The following is an 18,048-nucleotide window of genomic DNA, read 5'->3' as shown; positions in this document are numbered from 1 at the left end:
GGGCGGCCGAATCGGCCGAACACCGACCGGGAGACCCCCCCGAAACACGCCGCGCCCCGGGCTGTGATCTGCCGGTACGGGGGCACGTCAGCGCCGCCGCTGCGGCCGGGCGGCCCCCGGGGGCGGCCTTCGGCGTACGGGACCAGCAGGCGTCCGGACGGCTCCTAGGCGGGACTGGTCAGGCGGGGGGCGTACATCTCCAGCAGGCGGGTGCGGGTCTGCTGGAGGCGCAGAGCGAGGACGCGCCCGACCCAGTGCCCGACCGCCGAGCCGAAGGTGGGGTCGGCGTCCATCAGCATCCGCACGGTCGCGGCGTCGAACTCGTACGCCCGTACCGGCGTCATCGCCTCCGCGCTGAGCTGCCACACGAACGGGGGGAAGAGCCACGACCAGCCCACCAGCTCCCCGGGGCCGAGATTCTCCACGGGCGCGGGCCGACGGCCCGCCACGGGGATCTCCAGGGTCACCGTGCCGGAACGCACGATCCAGAAGGAGTCCGCGCGCGTGCCCTCGTCGAAGATGCGCGCGTTCTCCGGGAAATTGACCTCACGGGCCTGGGACATCAGCCGTCCACGGTGCTCGGTGGACAGGACGGCGGCGATCCGGATGGTGGAAGGTGTGCTCACGACGGCCTCCGATCGGCCCCCCACAACGCTCCTGCTCTCCCCAGTGTCGCCGACGCCCGCCATATCGCGGCCGGACGGGCCACGGTTTCTTCCGCGCCCGCTGTGAGACACCCCCTACGGGGTGTCCTCGGCGTTCGCTTCCAGGCAGGCCAGCTCCATCGCGTCCAGGACCGCCTCGTGACTGCGTCCGCTCAGCTCGGCGACGTTCTCGATCTGGGCCGTCGCCCAGGCCGCCAGCGTCATCACCAGTACCCGGAGCCCGTCGGTGCCGTGCTCGGCCAGGACCGCGTCGGCGACGACCATGGCCTCCTCGGGGACCTGCTCGGGCGGTTCGAGGCCCGCGAGGCCGCGCAGCAGGGTGAGGGTGCGGCGGGAGATCTCCGGCGTCAATCCCGCCAGCCGCATGTCTTCTTGCTCGTCCATCCGCCCCGCCCTCCGGTGCCGTGCCGCCATCGCCTCAGGGCACGGTAGAGGGGCTCGGCGCCACGCGGGGCGGTTTCCGCAGGGTGACAGCGCGTGATCGGCTCCCTCCGGCCGGATCCGGCCCGTGCCGGGTGGCGCCGTCCGGCGCCCGGAAACGTCCGTGCGTTCGACTTCCGCCGGTGGCGACCCGCCGGTAACCTGCCCCGCGGCAGCCGCCCGCCCGGACGGCCGGACCCCTGGCAGGAGCGAGATGAAGAGCCTCTTACGTGCGGTCCTCTGCGCCCTCCTGCTGGGAGCCGGTGCCCTGACGGCGCCGTCCGCGCAGCCCGCCGCACACGCCGTCCCGGCGCCCACGGCCGGCGGTGAGGCCTGGACCCCGCCCCTGTCCACCCGCGGCCGGTACATCGTCGACGCGCAGGGCAACCGCTTCCGCCTGCGCTCCGGAAACTGGGACGGTGCCCAGGGTTCCTGGAACGGCTCGGGCGACCGGGGAGATCCCGCCACGCACCACAGCGGGCAGAACGCCCACGGCATCCCGATCGGCCTGGACCGGGTGCCCCTGCCCACCCTGCTCGCCGACTTCCGTGCCCTCGGGCTCAACAGCATCCGGCTGCCCTTCTCCAACGAGATGCTGCGCGACACCACCCCCGTCCCGGACCCGGCCGTCGCCGCCAATCCGGCCCTGCGCGGCCGCACACCCCTCCAGGTCTACGACGCCGTGGTCGCCGCCCTCACCGACGCGGGCTTCGCCGTCATCCTCAACAACCACACCGTCAGCACCCGTTGGTGCTGCGGCCTCGACGGCAACGAACGCTGGAACAGCGGCCGCTCCACCACCCGGTGGGCCGACGACTGGGTCTTCCTCGCCCGCCGCTACCGGGACAATCCGCGCGTGGTCGGCGCCGACCTCTACAACGAGGTCCGCCGCGACGTCCTCGACGACCCCAACTGGGGCCTCGGCGACAACCACGACTGGCACGCGGCCGCCCAGGAGGCCGCCGACCGCATCCTCACCGAGGCCAACCCCCGGCTGCTGATCGTCGTCGAGGGCATCAACTGGACCGGGCTGCCCGTGGACGGCTTCCCGCACGGCCGCCCCACCCTGACCCCCGTACGCACCCTCTCCCACACCCTGGTCACCTCGAACAAGCTGGTCTACTCCGCCCACTTCTACGGGTACACCGGCCCCCGGCACAGTGGCGCGACCGGCATGGGGGAGACCAGCGATCTCCGCTACCAGGACATGACCGCGGCCCAACTGCAACAGACCCTCTACGACCAGGCCTTCTTCGTGTCCGCGGAGACCGGCACGCACTTCACCGCCCCCGTGTGGATCAGCGAGTTCGGCATCGGGGCCGACGAGAGCGTCGCCGCCCCGCGCGCCTGGTTCGACCGCCTCACCGGCTACCTGACGCGCTCCGACGCCGACTTCGCGTACTGGCCCCTCGTCGGCTGGAGCACCGACGCCCAGGGCGCCCCGGGCGGCGACACCTGGGCCCTCCTCCGCTACGACGCGACCGGCCGCCGCTCCGGCGTCCTCGACCCGGGTGACTGGCGCACCGCCCGCTGGTCCCCGCTCGCCACCACCCCCGGCCGCACCGGGCCGGTCCCCGCGACCACCGCCTGGTACCAGCTGACCACGGACCACCGCGATCACAACGCCTCGCTGCGCACCCGCGCCGCCGGTGACTGGGACAACGGGGCCCGCAAGGCGGTCTGCCCCGACGGCGCCCGCCTCACCGGGCTCGGCCACACCGGCGGCCGGGGCCTGTGCACCACCTCCGACCTGCGCGCCCCGGCCGGCGGGCACACCGTGGTCCGCGACGAGACGTACGTCCCGGCGGGCGGCGACTGGGCCACCGGATACACGAAGTTCCAGTGCCCGACCGGCCAGTTCCTGATCGGCTACAGCCTGCGCGGCGAGCGGGTCTCGGCGGCCCTGTGCGCCCCGGCCCGTACGGCCCTTCCAGGGGGCGGCCGGACCCTGTGGTTCGACCGCGGTGACAACCGCCCGCCCGGCGGCCCCGGCGGGGACTTCGCCTACGGGCACTACAAGGGCCAGTGCCTGCCCACCGAGTACGCGGCGGGCATCGCCTTCACCACCCGCGCCGCCACCCGCCCCTCTCCGGCCGCACTGCTGTGCCGTCCCCTGCCGGGACCGGACGGACGCTAGTCCGGCGAACCGCGGCGAACCGCGGCGGCTGCGGAGGCGGCGGTGACGGCGAGCGCGACCAGGACCAGGACCGCCGCGACCAGGAAGGTGAACCGCATCCCGGTGGCCACGGCCGCCGGGGGCGCCGCGGCGAGGTCGGCCGCCGCCGACGCGTGCGCGAACACGGCGCCCATGACGGACGCACCGGTGACGAGTCCGAGATTGCGCGAGAGGCCCAGCATCCCGGAAACGGCGCCCCGCCGGTCCGGGGCGACGTCCGCCATGACGGCGGTGTTGTTGCCGGTCTGGAACACCGCGTAGCCGGCCGTCACGACCGCGAGGGGGGCGAGGTACCCGAGGACCCCGATCGACGCCGGCGTCACCGCCAGGGTGACGGCGCCGCCCGCCATCGCGGCGAGCCCGAGGAGGGTCGTGCGCTGCGCGCCGAACCGGTCGGTGAGACGGCCGGCCGGCACCCCGGTCACCGCGGCGACCAGCGGCCCGACGGACAGGACGAGCCCGACCGCAGCCTCGCCCAGCCCGAGCGCCCGGGAGAGGTAGAACGGCCCGACCACCAGCGTCGCCATCATCACCGTCGAGACGAGCGCGCTCGAGGCGAGGCCGCCGCCGATCACCGAATCGCGGAAGAGCGCCCGCTGGACCAACGGCGACGCCGCTCTCGCCTCGGCGCGCACGAAGAGGGCGGCCCCGCAGGTGGCGGCCAGCAGCAGCGCCGTGTTGAGGGCACCGAAACGGCCGCCGCCGAGGGTCATGGCGAGGGCGTAGGCCGCGAGCGTCAGCGCGAGCAGCAGCGTCCCCGCGTGGTCGAAGCGGGCCCGGTCGGCCCCGGACCCCTGCCGGTCGGCCGGCAGATGACGGTGGGCGAGCAGGAACGCCAGGATGCCCAGCGGAACGTTGACGAGGAAGAGCGCCCGCCAGCCGAACCCGGCGAGCAGGGCCCCGCCCAGCGAGGGACCGAGAGCGGTCCCCACGGCCGACATCGTGCCGAGCAGCCCCATCGCGCTGCCCGTCCGCTCCTTCGGGACCGTCTCACCGACGAACGCCATGGTGAGCGCCATCATCACGGCGGCTCCCAGGCCCTGCGCCGCCCGGGCGCCGATCAGCAGCCAGAGCGTGGGCGCGGCGGCGCACAGCACCGAGGCCGCGGTGAACAGGGAGATCCCCGCCAGGAGCAGCCGCCGGCGGCCGACCACGTCACCGAGCCGTCCGGCGCCGACGACCAGGGTCGTGAGGGCGAGGAGGTAGGCGAGGACGATCCACTGGACCTCCTGGAAGGAGGCGGAGAACACCTGCGCCAGGGTCGGCAGGCCGACATGGGCGATGCCGGTGCCCAGCGAGGACAGCAGTACGGAGAGCGAAAGGCCGGTGAGGGCCCACCGGACGGCGGGCCCGTGCGCGGCTGCGGGCGCGGTTGCGGAATCACTGTGCGGGGTCATGCCGGGAGGGTGGACGCGGTGCGGGCCGATCGGCAAACCTTGTTGCCGTTTCCGGGACGGCCGAGTGGAATGGCCCCATGGACAAGCCATCGCCCCACCAGGCGGTCCTCGACGAGGTCGCTCCCCGGCTCCGGCAGCTGCGCGCCCGCCGCGGCCTCACCCTGGCCGCGCTCTCCGAGACGACCGGCATCTCGAAGAGCACCCTGTCCCGGCTGGAGTCCGGGCAGCGCCGCCCCAGCCTGGAACTGCTGCTGCCGCTCGCGGCCGCGTACCAGGTGCCCCTTGACGACCTCGTGGGCGCTCCCGAAGTGGGCGATCCCCGGGTACGGCTGACTCCCCGCACCCTGCCGAACGGCGGCACGGCCGTCCCGCTGACCAGGGGCCCCGGTCCCCTCCAGGCGTTCAAGATGCTGATCCCCGACCGGGGCGGCGAGCCGGTTCCGCGGACGCACGAGGGCTACGAGTGGCTGTACGTGCTCGAGGGCCGGCTGCGTCTCGTCCTCGCCGAGCACGACCTGGTCCTCGGCCCCGGCGAGGCCGCCGAGTTCGACACCCGGCTGCCCCACTGGTTCACCAGCGCGGACGGGCGGCCCGTGGAGATCCTCAGCCTCTTCGGGCGGCAGGGGGAGCGCATGCACGTCCGCGCGAAGCCCAGCACGTGACGGCGGGGCACGCGCGCGGGTCCGGAGCGAATTGCATCAGATATGCCAAGTGGGATGAATCAAGCCCTGCATCGCTCTAGGGTGCGCCCGTAGGCATGGCTGTGGACTGCTGTTCGGCGGCTTTCGGCCATGGCTCGTCCGGCCGCACCCTACGGCCGGACCGCACACCGAACTGGGGGATTCATGCGCAGATCCCGAGGGGCGGCGGCCGCTCTCGCCCTGTCTCTGGCCGGAACCGCCGCGGGCGCGGGCCTCGGCCTCGTCCCACAGGCGGCGGCGATCACCCCGCCCGTCGCGTTCACCGCCGACCCGCTGTCCACCTGGCAGCCCAACGGCGTCGTCTGGGCCCTCGCCGAGGCGGGCGGTCAGGTCTTCGCCGGCGGCACCTTCTCCGCCGTGCGCCCGCCCGCCGGAGGCTCCGGAAGCGAGCAGCCGGCCGTGAACTTCGCGGTGCTCGACGCCGCTACCGGCGCCCCGACCTCCTGCAAACTGTCCTTCACCGTCGCCTCCGGCACCGCCACCGTCCGCGCGCTCGCCGTCTCACCGGACAAGGCGACCCTGTACGTCGGCGGCTACTTCGGCGCGGTCAACGGCACCGCCGTCTCCAGCCTCGCCGCCGTCGACGTGGCGACCTGCACGGTGAAGCAGGGCTTCCGCCCGGCCTTCGCGGCCACCGTCCGCGCCCTCGCCGTCACCGGCGACACCGTCTACGCGGGCGGCGACTTCCTGACCGTCGCGGGCCAGCCGCGCCAGCGGTTCGCCGCCGTCGGCGCGGCCGACGGGGCGCTGAGGCCCTTCACCGCCAACGCCGACGAGCCCGGCCGCGCCGTCGAAGTCTCCCCGGACGGCAGCAACGTGGTCCTCGGCGGCGACTTCTTCACCGTCAACGGCACGAACACGCACGCACTGGCCGTCGTCGACGCGACGAGCGGTGCACTCACCAAGTCCTACGCCGGCTTCATCGAGACCAACTCCGTGGTCAAGGACCTCGCGGCCGACGCGAACGGCGTCTACACCGCCAACGAGGGCACCGGCGGTGGCGTCTTCGACGGCCGGATCGCGCTCGACCCGGGGACCTTCGGCCAGCGCTGGCGCGACACCTGCCTCGGTGCCACCCAGGCCGTGCTGCCGTACCGGGACGTGCTCTACAGCGCCTCGCACGCGCACGACTGCTCCGGCGTCGGCGAGTTCCCCGACGGCCAGCGCCACCACCTCCTCGCCCAGCCCACCAGCGGCACCGGCAAGCTCGGCTGGGCCCCCGACACCAACGACGGCATCGGTGAGGGCATCGGGCCGCGCGTGATGACCGTCGGTTCCAAGGGCGGCGTCCAGTACCTGTGGGTCGGCGGCGAGTTCACCACCGTCAACGGCGCGGCGCAGCAGAGCCTGACGCGCTTCGCCTCCACCGGGGACACCGGCGCGCCCACCGTGCCCGTGACGAGTGCGGTCAGCTTCAAACCCGGCGAGGTCCAGGTGCGCTGGCGCACCAGCCTCGACCTCGACGACAGCGCGCTGACCTACCGGATCTACCGCAACGGCGCGGCCACGCCGATCGGCACGGTCACCGCCGACTCGCTGTTCTTCAGGCGACCGCAGGCCTCCTGGACCGACACCACCGCCGCGGCGAACCAGACGTACACCTACCGGGTGACGGCCACCGACGCGGCCGGCAACACCAGCGCCCTGTCCGCGACGGCGAGCGTGACCGTGCCGACCACGGCGGAGGCCTACCCGAACCGGGTCCGCACCGACGGGGCCGAGCTGTTCTGGCGCTACGACGAATCGGCCCTGCCCTTCGTCGCCGACTCCTCGGCCGGCGGCAACCAGAGCGGCGTGCACAACAACGCCCCCGCCCTGCGCCAGACGCCCGGCGCGGTCTCCGGTGCGAGCACGGCCATCGGGTTCAACGGCTCGTACACCCATGTGTACGGGGACAAGCGGCAGACGGTGGGCAGCACCTACACCGTCGAGACCTGGTTCAGGACGAACACCACCCGGGGCGGCAAGCTCGTCGGTTTCGGCAACAGCCAGGCCGGCACAAGCCACCAGTACGACAAGCACGTCTACATGACCAATGACGGCCGGCTCGTCTACGGCGTCTACACCGGAGCCACCCGCACCATCACGACCCCGGCCGCGTACAACGACAACCAGTGGCACCACGTCGTCGCCACCCAGGGACCGGGCGGGATGACCCTCTACGTGGACGGCGCCCAGAAGGGCACCCTGAACGTCACCACGCACGAGAACTACACCGGCTACTGGCGCACCGGCGGCGACAACCTCACCTCCTGGCCGAACCGTCCGGCCGGCGACTACTGGACGGGACAGCTCGACGAGACCGCCGTCTACCCGACGGTGCTCAGCGCCTCGCAGGTGCAGAACCACTACGCCCTCGCCACCGCCCCGGCGGACTCGGTGGTCCGGGTGACCGCCGCGGAGGACACCTACGCCAACGCGGGGGCGCCTTCCACCCACTACGGGACCTCGGGATCGCTCGCGGTGCGCGGCACCTCCTTCTACGCGAGCTACCTGCGCTTCGACCTGCCCGCCGCGCCCGCGGGCACGGTGCTGAAGTCGGCCGCGCTCAGCGTGAAGACGAGCACGATGAGCGGCGCCGGTACCGCGGACACCGTCTCGGTCGTCCCGGTCACCGGATCGTGGAGCGAGGGCGGGACGACGTACAACAACCGCCCCGCGCTGGGCGGACCGGCGCTCGGCGGCTTCGCCGGGATCCCGGACGGCTCGGCCGTGCACACCACCGGGCTGGCCACCGCGAACGTCGCGGCGGCCCTCGGCGGCAGCTACGGCCTGGCGCTGAGCAGCACCGGTACGGACGCCCTGTGGCTGTGGTCCTCCGAGGCACAGGCGAACGAGGGGACACCGCAGCTGACGCTCACCTTCGGCGCGATGTGACCTGACGGGCCCCGTATACAGGGGGCGCGGGCCGCAACGGCCCGCGCCCCCTCCTGGGTCAGAGGCCCAGGTCGTAGCTGAAGGTGTACGCGACGGAGGTGTCGCCGTGGCGGTAGGTGAAGCCGCCGGAACCCGTCAGCCCCGCGAGGTCACCGGTGCCGGAGCCCGGGACCACCTCGAAACGGCAGACCGTGCCGCCGGCGTCGAAGCTTCCCCGCTCCTCCAGCACGAAGCAGCCCTTGCGGCCGTCGACGCTGCCGGCGACCAGTTCCATGCCGCTGTAGGAGCCGAGGTTCTCCCCGGTGTAGGCGATCGTGTAGTCGCAGGCGGTCGCAGGAGCCTCGATCCCACCGGTGAAGGCATTGTTGACATGGGCGTGGGCGAGCCGCGGGACGGCGTCCACCGCGCCGACGGGGCTCTCCTCCCAGTTGGCGAAGGTGAAGCGGCCAACGGTCTCAACGGGCGTGGGCATGACGGTCCTCCCGGCCGGCCGGACGGGCTCTCCGCCCGGCGTGCCTCCAGGCTGGCAGCCGTACCTGACATCTTCTGTCAGGTACCGGCGACAATGACGTCATGCGTGCCGACCGCCTCCTCTCCCTGCTCCTGCTCCTGCAGAACCGCGGCCGGATGACCGCGCCGCAGCTCGCCACCGAGCTGGAGGTGTCCGTACGCACGATCCACCGCGACATCGAAGCCCTCGGTGCCTCCGGCGTCCCCGTCCTGGCCGACCGCGGCCCGGCCGGCGGATACCGGCTGGCCGAGGGCTACCGCACGCGCCTCACCGGCCTCACCGACACCCAGGCCGGCTCCCTCTTCCTCGCCGGTGCCCCCGGCCCCGCGCAGGAGCTCGGCCTCGGCGCCGATCTGGCCGCCGCCCAGCTGAAACTCCAGGCCGCGCTCCCGGCGGCCCTCGCCGAACGGGCCCGCAGGATCCAGGACCGCTTCCACCTCGACGCGCCCGCCTGGTTCCGGGAGGCCGATCCCGTCCCCCACCTCGCGCAGATCGCCCAGGCCGTCTGGGACCGGCACGTCCTGCGCACCCACTACCGCCGCTGGCGCGGCGAGGTCCGGCGCGAGCTGCATCCCCTCGGCCTCGTCCTCAAGGGCGGCATCTGGTACCTCGTCGCCGATGTCGAGGACGCCGTACGGACCTACCGCGTCTCCCGGTTCCTGGCGGTGGACACCGCGCCGGAGCGCTTCGAACGGCCCGCCGGATTCGAACTCGCCGCCTACTGGCAGGAGTCCACCCGCCGCCTGGACGCCGTGCTCCACCAGCAGACCGCCGAACTACGGCTGTCCCCGCGCGGTCAGCAGCTGCTGCCGATGCAGTTCGGGGCGGCAGGCACCCGGGCGCTCGCCGACGCCGCCCCGCCCGACGCGGACGGCTGGGTCCGGCTGCGCCTGGGCGTCGAGTCCCAGGCCGTCGCCGTCGGCGACCTGCTCCGGCTGGGCACCGAGGCCGAGGTGCTCGGCCCGCCCGAACTGCGCCGCGCCCTCGCCGAGACGGTGACCGCGCTCGCCGCACGCTACGCCTGACGGGGGCCGCCGGGCGCCCCTCGTAAGGTGGGCCGTCATGATCGGACAGCAGGGGAGAGGGCGAACGCACATGCGGATCGAGCTGCGGGGGACGTGCGACGACGACCTGGCCGTGTTCTGGGAGCAGCTGAGGCACCCGGGCCTCCAGCAGATGGCGGCGATCACCAGGAAGTACCACTACGACCGGGGCCACTTCGACACGCACTGGGCCAAGGTGCGCAACGACCCCACCGTGATCCTGCGTACGGTGCTGGCCGACGGGGCCGTGGTCGGTCACGCCGCCGTCTTCGGGCCGCCCGAGGAGCGCGAGGTGACCTACGTGATCGGCCCGGAGCACTGGGGCCGGGGCATCGCCACCCGGGCGCTCGCCGAGCTGATCCGGCTGGAGGACACCCGCCCCCTGCACGCCGGGGCGGTGGCCGACAACGCGGGCTCGATCCGGGTGCTGGAGAAGTGCGGGTTCACCGTCACCGGACGCACCCGTGACTTCGCCCAGGCCCGCGGCCGGGAGGTGGACGTCGTCCTGCTCACCCTGAGCTGAGCGGGCGCCCGCCCGGGCCGCCCGGGGGCTCCACCTCCAGGAAGCGGCGCCGGCGCGGGCCCCGGTAGAGCAGGCACACCCAGCCCAGCCGTTCCAGGACGGCCGCGCAGTCCGTCAGCCGCTCCTGCTCCTCACCGCCCGCGCCGCCGCCCGCCGGGCCGACCCAGGTCACCTCCACCCGCCCGGGCTCCGCCGCGGCCGCCACGCGGTAGCCCGTCCGCGTACGCAGCCCCCGCGCGTCCAGCGCCGACGGCTCGATCCCCGCCGCCTCCAGTACGAGGGCCACCGCGCGCGGCAGCTGCCGTACCTCCCACGGCGCGGGAACCGCCGCGCCCGCCGGGCCGTTGACCAGGCGGCGGATCTGCAGCAGCCCCTCGTACGCGGTGCGCAGCTCCGCCCGGCGCCCGGCGGGCGGAGCGGCCGGGCCGTCGCCGGTCGCGGGCTCGAAGCCCTGCCCGGGTACCACCATCACCCACCATCCGTCACGTCTGAGTACCTCACGCCCAACGGCCTGAGTATCCACCCCGATTCCCCGGCGCCGCTGCGCTGGTCGAATGGGGGCATGACCTCACACGCCCCGGGCACCGCGAGCGCCCGCCCGCGCATGCAGCACATGACCACCGCCGGCTCGGCCCTGGCCGTGGCCCTGGTCCCGCTGGTGGTCGGCGTGCTGTTCGCCAAGGCGATGGCCGCCGACCCGATGACCCCGGTCAACGCCCTGATCGCGGGCGGCGGCCAGCGGGCGGTGCTGCCGCGGGGCGAGTGGAAGCGGCGCGGTCACAGCACCGTGCGCAGGCTGCGCACGGCCCGGCGGGACACGGCCCGGCGCTGTGCCCGCGCCTGCGGACGACGACCCTGAGGATCCGGGTCAGGAGGTGCCGGCCAGCGGCTCCTGGAGTTCGGTGACCCACTGCTCCGGGTCCTGCGGGCAGGCCAGGGTCAGCTCGCGCGCGTACCCGGCCGAGCGGTGCCCGTGCGCGTCGATCCACCGCGCCAGAGCCTGCGCCGTCGGCAGGACACCGTCCATCGAGCCCCGGTGCACCACCGTCGCGGCCCGCTCCACCGCGGGCAGCGTGACGATCCGTACCTCGCCCCCGAGGTCCTCGGCGCGGACCGAGGCCGCCACCGGCAGTCCGGCGTGGACGAGGACGGCCCCCGCGGGCTCCGTGCCGGGCGCGTCCTCGTAGTAGGCGGTGCCGGGACCGGTCGGGACGACCCCGGCCCCCTCGATGCGGCGGCACAGCTCGTCGTAGAGCGGGCCGATGACCGGACCGATGTCCCGGGGTTCGTAACTCCCGGCCGTCCCGGTCAGCTCGGCGAGCCGGACGGGCGGGAGGCTCTTCACGACGATGTCGTCGGCAGGCATGGTTCCCTCGTTCTCGATGGTGCGCAGCCTCGCCTCGACCTGGACCAGCCGGGCCGCCGCGGCGGCCAGGGCGGTCTCCAGCTCGGCCTGCCGCAGGCGCAGCATGCCGCGCAGCTCCTCCGCGCCCACCCGCTCGTCGAGGATCGACCCCACCTGGTCGAGGCTGAAGCCGAGTTCCTTGAGCGCGATGACACGGTTGAGGCGGGCGAGCTGCCCGGCCTCGTAGGAGCGGTAGCCGGTGAAGGGGTCGACACGCGCCGGGCGCAGCAGTCCGAGGGCGTCGTAGTGACGCAGCATGCGGACCGATACCCGGCCGTGCTTGGCGAAGTCTCCGATGGTGAACATGACGCTCTCCACTACAAGGTCTGACACAGGGGGAGGGTCAAGCCTCGCATCGGGTGCGGACGCGGTCAGCGGCCGTACTGCCGCAGGCACAGGTCGACGATGGACGGCGGTACCGCGCCTTCTGCTGCCGCGCAGATCCGGTCCATGCGGGGAGGCGGGGCCGGCCGCCGGCGCGGGTGGGCCGTGGCGGGCCCCGGCAGCCGCTTGCGCCGCGGCGGCGGCGCCGCCTTCGCGGGGGCCCGCCCGCGCGACGGCTCCGGCTCCGGGACCGGCTCCCGCGCCGACTCCGGGGCGGGGGAGGCGGCCCGGGGCAGCGCCCCCAGCGGCAAGGCCAGGGGCGTCGGAGTCCCGGGCGCTCCGGCGGGCGGTACGGAACCCCGTACGGCAGCCGGAGCCGCATCCTGCGGACCGACGGAGACACAGCCGGTGCTCGCGAGGAGCACGACGAGGGAAAGGGGCACGGCCCGGCGTAACTGCATGCGACCACCTTGCCGTACGGCCGGGCCGCCCCGGCTCCGCTCTCACGCGTGCGGGTGACACCGGCGCTCACGCGACCCCTGCAGCAGGCCCCGGGCGGGAATGCCCGGGGCGTGTGGGAAATTGGAACGGCAGTACGGATGAAGGGGGAGGCGCGACCCCCGGCTCTCCGTGCCGTGGTGTCCTGCCCGCCGATCGCCCGTACGGAGAACCGATCCATGACCTCAGCTGCCGCGCCCGGCAACGATTCCGCGCCGCCCTCGACCTCTATAGCCCGGCCGGGTACCGGATCCCCACCGGGGAGCGGCGCCGCCCCATGGAAGGGCTGGGCGGCCGTGTGCGCCGTCTCGCTCGGCATCTTCTGCCTGATCACCTCCGAGCTGCTGCCCGTCGGGCTGCTCACCCCCGTCGGCGCCGACCTCGGCGTGTCCGACGGGACCGCCGGCCTGATGGTCACCGCCCCCGGGCTGGTCGCCGGCTTCTGCGCGCCGCTGGTCACCGTCGGCGCCGGGCGGCTCGACCGGCGGCTCGTGCTGTGCGTGCTCATCGCCCTGATGATCGCGGCCAACCTCGCCGCCGCCGTCGCCCCGAACTTCTCCGTCGTACTGGCCGCCCGGCTGCTCGTCGGCGTCAGCGTCGGCGGATTCTGGGCCATCGCCGGCGGGCTCGCCGTCCGCCTCGTGCCCGAGCGGCACGTCGGCCGGGCCACCGCGCTCGTCTTCGGCGGTGTCCCCACCGCCTCCGTGCTCGGCGTCCCCGCCGGAACCCTGCTCGGCGAACTCGGCGGCTGGCGCATCGCCTTCGCGGCGGTCGGCGCCCTCGGCCTCCTCACGCTGACCGCCCTGCTCCTGCTGCTGCCCGCGCTGCCGCCGACCCGGCACATCACCTTTCCCGAGCTCCCCGCCCTGCTCCGCGAGAACCGCGCCGTGCGGGCCGGCGTCATCGTCACCTTCCTCGTGGTGACCGGGCAGTTCGCCGCCTACACCTTCGTACGGCCGATCCTGCAGGACGTCTCCGGCATCGACGCCGACTACATCAGCACCCTGCTGCTCGGCTACGGCGTGGCGGGCGTCGCGGGCAACTTCCTGGCGGGGGCGCGCGACGCCTACCGGACCCTGCTCGTGGTCAGCTCGGCCCTCACCGTGCTCCTCGCGCTGATCGCCGTCCTGCCGGGACCGGTCGCCGGGACCACCCTGCTGCTGGGCTGGGGACTCGCGTACGGAGGGGTCTCGGTGAGCCTGCAGAGCTGGATGATCAAGGCGGCCCCGGATGCGACCGAGGCCGCGTCCTCGCTGATGGTGGCCATGTTCAACTTCGCCATCGCGGCGGGCGCACTGTGCGGCGGCCTCGCGGTCGACGGCATCTCCGCACCCGCCGCCCCGCTCGGCGGAGCCGCCCTGATGCTCGCGGCCGCGGGCACCGTCTGGGCCACGGCGATCCGCCGCACACCGGACGGCACCCTCGCCTGACCGACAGATCGGATGGACGGGTGCGGATCGGACATCCGGCTTGACCAGGCCCCCGCCGGAGGGCGAGAGTGCGCCGATCAAGGACCACTGCCCCAGCCGCCCTTCGGAGACACGCCAGATGCCCATGTCCACGCCAGGCGCCGCCGGCGCGGCCCCGGCTCCCGCCGCCCGGCGGCGCGGAGCCTGACCGGACCGGGTGGGGGCCGGTACCGCACCCGGTCCGGTCAGGCTCCGCGCCGGCCCCCGTCCCAGCCGGGAGACCACCATGCCCCAGGACCCTGATGAGAGCGGGACCGTCCCCGACGGCCAGCCGCTCGTACGCCCGTACGTCGCCCCCTCGGGCCGACCGCCCCGTTCGACGGCGCCCGCCTGGCCGCAGGCCGGCCCGCTCGCCTTCCCCGGCCCGGCGCACGGCCCGGCGCCCGGCGTTGCGCCTGCCGCTCCCGCTCCCGTTTCCGGCCCCGCCCCGGCGGTCGGCCGCAGCCGCCTTCCGTTCGCCGTGATCACCCTGCTGGCGCTCGCCGCGGTGGGCGGCCTGGTGCTCCTGCTGAGCGGCCCCGACCCGCTTGTGCCCCGGGCCGGGGCGCCCGCAGAGCTGTCCGTTCCGGTGCTCCCGGCGCGCAGCCCGGACTCCGCCGACGATGCCGGGGTATCCGGGCCGACCGCGTCGGTGCGGCCCGTCGCGCCGTCACCGTCGCCGTCGCCCTCGGCCACCGACCGGAGCCCGGAACCGCCGTCGGCGCCGACCGCCTCGGCCCCGGGCCGGTCCGGCTCCTCCGGCACGCTGCGGATGGGGGACAGCGGCCCCGAGGTACGCGCCCTGCAGGAGCTGCTCTACGGCCAGGGGTTCACGTACGTCTCCGTCACCGGGGTCTTCGACCACCCGACCAAGCGCGGCGTCAGCCAGCTGCAGCGCGACCGCTCCATCAAGGGTGACCCCAACGGCGTCTACGGCCCGGCCACCCAGGCGGCGATGCGCTGACCGGCCGCCGCTGCCCGCCGCAGCCGTCCCCGTGGGATCAGCGGCCGCCGGAGACGCGCAGCACGGTGCCCGTCGTGTACGAGGCGTCCGCGGAGAGCAGCCAGGAGATCGCCCCGGCGATCTCCTCCGGCCGGCCCGGCCGCCCGAGCGGGATCCCGGCCGCGGCCCGGGCCGGCCGGCCGGGATCGCCCATCGCCGCGTGCATGTCGGTCTCGATGATGCCCGGCGCCACGGCGTTGACCCGGATCCCGTCCGGGCCGAGCTCCTTGGCCAGCCCCACCGTGAGCGCGTCCGTGGCCGCCTTGGTCGCCGCGTAGTGCACGTAGTCCCCGGGGCTGCCGAGGGTGGCGGCCGCGGAGGAGACGTTCACGATCGCCCCGCCGCCGCCCTCCGCCATGTCCCGCGCGGCCCGGCGGCAGCACAGAAGGTACCCGAGGAGGTTCACCTCCACGACCCTCCGCAGATCCTCCGTCCGGGCATCGGCGAGCCGGCCCAGCGGGCCGGTCACCCCGGCGTTGTTGACCAGCCCGGTCACCCTGCCGAGTTCGGCGCCGGCGATGTCGAAGAGCCGCTCGACGGCGCACTCCTCGGAGATGTCACCGCGCACGGTCACACAGCGGACCCCGAAGGACCGCACGCCCGTGGCGACGGCCTCGGCCGCCACCGCGTCGCGGGTGTAACCCAGCGCCAGGTCATGCCCGTCGGCGGCCAGCCGCAGGCACGTCGCCGCCCCGATGCCCCTGCTGCCGCCGGTGACCACGGTGACGGGACGAGGTGACATGGGGCCTCCTGGGTGGCGCGGGCGCGGGGCGGCAGGCTAACACCGTGATAATCGCTGGACCAGCGGAAATGGCCGCAAGCAGAGTGGTCGTCACCGACGCGCCGCACCACCGCGTGTCGTCCCGTCCCCGAGGAATGCCGGAGCCGCACCATGTCGACCCTGCGCGTCACCGCCGAAGAGCTGACCGTCCACGAGCACCCGAACGCCGACGCACTGGAACTGGCCCAGGTGGGCCTGTACCGCGCGGTGATCGCCAAGGGCGCCTACCGCACCGGCGAGTTCGCGCTCTACATCCCCGAACAGGCCGTCCTGCCCGCGGATCTGATCGAGGAGCTGGGCCTCACCGGCCGGCTCGCCGGCGGCTCCGCCGACCGCGTCAAGGCGGTCCGGCTGCGCGGTGAGCTCTCGCAGGGCCTGGTCTGCCGGCCGCGCGCGCTCGCCGACGTCGACCTGGCGCAGGCCGCCAAGGAGGGAGCGGACTTCGCGGAGCTGCTGGGCATCACCAAATGGGCCCCGCCCATACCCACGACCATGAACGGCGACGTCGAGGCCGCCGCCGACCTGATGCCGTGGGTCGACATCGAGAACCTCCAGCGCTACCCGCACATCTTCGAGCCCGGCGAGCCGGTCGTCCTCACCGAGAAACTGCACGGCACCGCCTGCCTGTTCACGTACGTGGCGGACGGCGAGCGGTCCTTCGTCTCCTCCAAGGGGTTCGGCTCGAAGGGGCTGGCGCTCAAGGAGGACGAGCGCAACCTGTACTGGCGGGCCGTCCGCGGCCACGACGTACCGGCCGTCGCGGCGGCCCTGGCCGGCCGTCTCGGCGCGACCCGGATCGGGATCTTCGGCGAGGTGTACGGCGCGGGGGTCCAGGACCTCTCGTACGGCACCGACGTACGCACCGCCGACACGCCACCCGGATACGCCGTCTTCGACGTGTCCGCCGAGATCGACGGACAGGTGCGCTGGCTGGACCCGACCGCCGTCCTGACGGACGGTGAGCTTCCGCTGGTGCCAAGGCTGTACGAGGGACCGTACGACCTCGACACGGTGCTCGAGCTGGCGAGCGGCCGCGAGACGGTCTCCGGGAAGGCCGTGCACCTGCGCGAGGGCGTCGTCATCCGGCCGTCGGCGGAGCGGTACAGCCCGGTCGTGGGCGGCCGAGCCATCGCCAAGGCGGTCAGCCCGGCGTACCTGACCCGCAAGGGGGGCACCGAGTACGAGTGACCGCCCCTCTCGGCACACCGTGCGGTGCAACGCCGCGCCGCGCCCGCCCCGCCTCGTGGGGCGGGCGCTTCGTGCATGGTGGGATGGCCCGGGGGCGGGTTCCACCAGTACACGGAGAGGTCGGGTACATGTCCCAGTCGGGCCGGAGCAGCCAGGAAACCATGCGGGCGATGGCGTACGAGACGTACGGAGGGACGGAGGTGCTCGCCGAGACCCGGCTGCCGATGCCCAAGGTCGGGCCCGGCGAGGTGCTCGTCAGGGTCAGGTGCGCCTCCGTCAACCCCGTCGACTGGAAGATCATGTCGGGCGGGCTCGACCCCTTGATGGACGTCGTCTACCCGGTGGTCCCCGGCTGGGACGTCGCCGGCACCGTCGAGCGGGTCGGCATCGACACCCCCGAATACGCGGAGGGCGACGAGGTCATCGCCTACGCCCGCAAGGACTACGTCCACGGCGGGACCTTCGCCGAGTTCGTCACCGTGCCTGTACGCGCCCTCGCGCACAAGCCCACCTCGCTCGACTGGGCCGAGGCCGCCGGACTCCCGCTCGCCGGGCTCACCGCCTACCAGCTGCTCACGCGGCTCGGAACCGGCAAGGACGACACCGTCCTCATCCACGGCGCGGCGGGCGGCGTCGGCTCCTTCGGCGTGCAGATCGCCCGCGCACTGGGCGCCCGTGTCATCGGTACCGCCTCCCCGCGCAACCACGACCGGGTGCGCGAACTCGGCGCCGAGCCCATCGAGTACGGGGACGGGCTCGCCGAGCGCGTGCGCGCCCTCGTACCGGACGGCCCCACGGTCGTCGCGGACTTCGTCGGAGGGGTCGGCGCCGTCACCCGGGCGGTGCTCCACGACGACGGCCGGCACGCCTCCATCGCCGATCCCAGTGTGCTGGGCGCGGGCGGTGAGTGGATGTGGGTCCGCCCGGTCGGCAGCGATCTGGCCGAGCTGGGCCGGCTCGCCGACAGCGGACAGCTGAAGGTTCCGGTCGCCACGACCTTCCCGCTGGGGGAGCTGGCGGCCGCCTTCGAGCTGAGTCAGGGCGGGCACACGGCCGGGAAGATCATCATCGAGGTCTGATCCCGGATC

18 protein-coding genes are annotated in these 18,048 nt (G+C 74.1%); 10 read left to right on the top strand and 8 right to left on the bottom strand.

Features of this window, described 5'->3' with window-relative positions; translation table 11 throughout:
- Nucleotides 1-164: 164 nt before the first annotated feature.
- Nucleotides 165-626, bottom strand: coding sequence for a Crp/Fnr family transcriptional regulator (locus ACGFZK_RS13930; RefSeq protein ID WP_393849091.1), 462 nt, complete (start codon nucleotides 624-626; stop codon nucleotides 165-167).
- Nucleotides 627-740: 114 nt separating this feature from the next.
- A complete protein-coding gene (locus tag ACGFZK_RS13925) occupies nucleotides 741-1,049 on the bottom strand; it encodes a hypothetical protein (protein ID WP_393849090.1) in 309 nt (102 codons plus the stop codon).
- Nucleotides 1,050-1,299: 250 nt separating this feature from the next.
- Here ACGFZK_RS13925 and ACGFZK_RS13920 point away from each other — a divergent pair, with 250 nt between their 5' ends.
- Nucleotides 1,300-3,222, top strand: coding sequence for a glycoside hydrolase family 5 protein (locus ACGFZK_RS13920; RefSeq protein ID WP_393849089.1), 1,923 nt, complete (start codon nucleotides 1,300-1,302; stop codon nucleotides 3,220-3,222).
- On the opposite strand, the gene ACGFZK_RS13915 is transcribed toward ACGFZK_RS13920, so the two are convergent.
- Complete coding sequence (locus ACGFZK_RS13915; RefSeq protein ID WP_393849088.1) at nucleotides 3,219-4,658, bottom strand: MFS transporter; 1,440 nt, start codon at nucleotides 4,656-4,658, stop codon at nucleotides 3,219-3,221. The two genes, ACGFZK_RS13920 and ACGFZK_RS13915, sit on opposite strands and share 4 nt — an antisense overlap.
- Before the next feature lie 77 nt (nucleotides 4,659-4,735).
- On the opposite strand from ACGFZK_RS13915, the gene ACGFZK_RS13910 reads away from it, so the two are divergent.
- Together ACGFZK_RS13910 and ACGFZK_RS13905 are read left to right on the top strand one after the other, a co-directional pair.
- Complete coding sequence (locus ACGFZK_RS13910) at nucleotides 4,736-5,320, top strand: helix-turn-helix domain-containing protein (protein ID WP_393849087.1); 585 nt, start codon at nucleotides 4,736-4,738, stop codon at nucleotides 5,318-5,320.
- A 183-nt stretch (nucleotides 5,321-5,503) separates the two neighbouring features.
- Nucleotides 5,504-8,236, top strand: a complete 2,733-nt coding sequence (locus tag ACGFZK_RS13905) for a DNRLRE domain-containing protein (RefSeq protein WP_393849086.1) — start codon at nucleotides 5,504-5,506, stop codon at nucleotides 8,234-8,236.
- Between the two features lie 58 nt (nucleotides 8,237-8,294).
- On the opposite strand, the gene ACGFZK_RS13900 is transcribed toward ACGFZK_RS13905, so the two are convergent.
- Complete coding sequence (locus ACGFZK_RS13900) at nucleotides 8,295-8,708, bottom strand: DUF3224 domain-containing protein (protein ID WP_393849085.1); 414 nt, start codon at nucleotides 8,706-8,708, stop codon at nucleotides 8,295-8,297.
- Between the two features lie 101 nt (nucleotides 8,709-8,809).
- On the opposite strand from ACGFZK_RS13900, the gene ACGFZK_RS13895 reads away from it, so the two are divergent.
- Together ACGFZK_RS13895 and ACGFZK_RS13890 are read left to right on the top strand one after the other, a co-directional pair.
- The gene (locus ACGFZK_RS13895; RefSeq protein ID WP_393849084.1) at nucleotides 8,810-9,772 is read left to right on the top strand and encodes a helix-turn-helix transcriptional regulator; all 963 of its coding nucleotides are present in this window, start codon (nucleotides 8,810-8,812) and stop codon (nucleotides 9,770-9,772) included.
- A gap of 70 nt (nucleotides 9,773-9,842) precedes the next feature.
- Entirely contained in the window at nucleotides 9,843-10,313 is a 471-nt protein-coding gene (locus ACGFZK_RS13890) for a GNAT family N-acetyltransferase (RefSeq protein WP_393849344.1), read from the top strand.
- On the opposite strand, the gene ACGFZK_RS13885 is transcribed toward ACGFZK_RS13890, so the two are convergent.
- A complete protein-coding gene (locus ACGFZK_RS13885) occupies nucleotides 10,300-10,782 on the bottom strand; it encodes a hypothetical protein (protein ID WP_393849083.1) in 483 nt (160 codons plus the stop codon). The two genes, ACGFZK_RS13890 and ACGFZK_RS13885, sit on opposite strands and share 14 nt — an antisense overlap.
- 93 nt (nucleotides 10,783-10,875) lie before the next feature.
- On the opposite strand from ACGFZK_RS13885, the gene ACGFZK_RS13880 reads away from it, so the two are divergent.
- Nucleotides 10,876-11,172 carry a hypothetical protein gene (locus ACGFZK_RS13880; protein ID WP_393849082.1) on the top strand — a complete coding sequence of 99 codons (297 nt, stop codon included), beginning with the start codon at nucleotides 10,876-10,878 and terminating at the stop codon, nucleotides 11,170-11,172.
- Between the two features lie 9 nt (nucleotides 11,173-11,181).
- Here ACGFZK_RS13880 and ACGFZK_RS13875 read toward each other — a convergent pair whose 3' ends face one another.
- Nucleotides 11,182-12,024: a MerR family transcriptional regulator gene (locus ACGFZK_RS13875; protein ID WP_393849343.1), complete on the bottom strand. Its 843-nt coding sequence runs from the start codon at nucleotides 12,022-12,024 to the stop codon at nucleotides 11,182-11,184.
- Nucleotides 12,025-12,089: 65 nt separating this feature from the next.
- Nucleotides 12,090-12,503, bottom strand: a complete 414-nt coding sequence (locus tag ACGFZK_RS13870; protein WP_393849081.1) for a hypothetical protein — start codon at nucleotides 12,501-12,503, stop codon at nucleotides 12,090-12,092.
- Between the two features lie 333 nt (nucleotides 12,504-12,836).
- Here ACGFZK_RS13870 and ACGFZK_RS13865 point away from each other — a divergent pair, with 333 nt between their 5' ends.
- Complete coding sequence (locus ACGFZK_RS13865) at nucleotides 12,837-13,970, top strand: MFS transporter (RefSeq protein WP_393849080.1); 1,134 nt, start codon at nucleotides 12,837-12,839, stop codon at nucleotides 13,968-13,970.
- 265 nt (nucleotides 13,971-14,235) lie between these two features.
- Entirely contained in the window at nucleotides 14,236-14,952 is a 717-nt protein-coding gene (locus ACGFZK_RS13860) for a peptidoglycan-binding protein (RefSeq protein WP_393849079.1), read from the top strand.
- Nucleotides 14,953-14,989: 37 nt separating this feature from the next.
- Here ACGFZK_RS13860 and ACGFZK_RS13855 read toward each other — a convergent pair whose 3' ends face one another.
- Entirely contained in the window at nucleotides 14,990-15,733 is a 744-nt protein-coding gene (locus ACGFZK_RS13855) for an SDR family NAD(P)-dependent oxidoreductase (RefSeq protein ID WP_393849078.1), read from the bottom strand.
- Between the two features lie 150 nt (nucleotides 15,734-15,883).
- On the opposite strand from ACGFZK_RS13855, the gene ACGFZK_RS13850 reads away from it, so the two are divergent.
- Together ACGFZK_RS13850 and ACGFZK_RS13845 are read left to right on the top strand one after the other, a co-directional pair.
- Entirely contained in the window at nucleotides 15,884-16,960 is a 1,077-nt protein-coding gene (locus tag ACGFZK_RS13850; RefSeq protein ID WP_393849077.1) for an RNA ligase (ATP), read from the top strand.
- Between the two features lie 161 nt (nucleotides 16,961-17,121).
- Complete coding sequence (locus tag ACGFZK_RS13845) at nucleotides 17,122-18,039, top strand: NADP-dependent oxidoreductase (protein ID WP_393849342.1); 918 nt, start codon at nucleotides 17,122-17,124, stop codon at nucleotides 18,037-18,039.
- Nucleotides 18,040-18,048: the final 9 nt, after the last annotated feature.

It is taken from the genome of Streptomyces sp. NPDC048257 (assembly GCF_043201855.1).
Taxonomy (GTDB): Bacteria; Actinomycetota; Actinomycetes; order Streptomycetales; family Streptomycetaceae; genus Streptomyces.
This window is presented reverse-complemented; position numbering and strand designations above follow the sequence as displayed.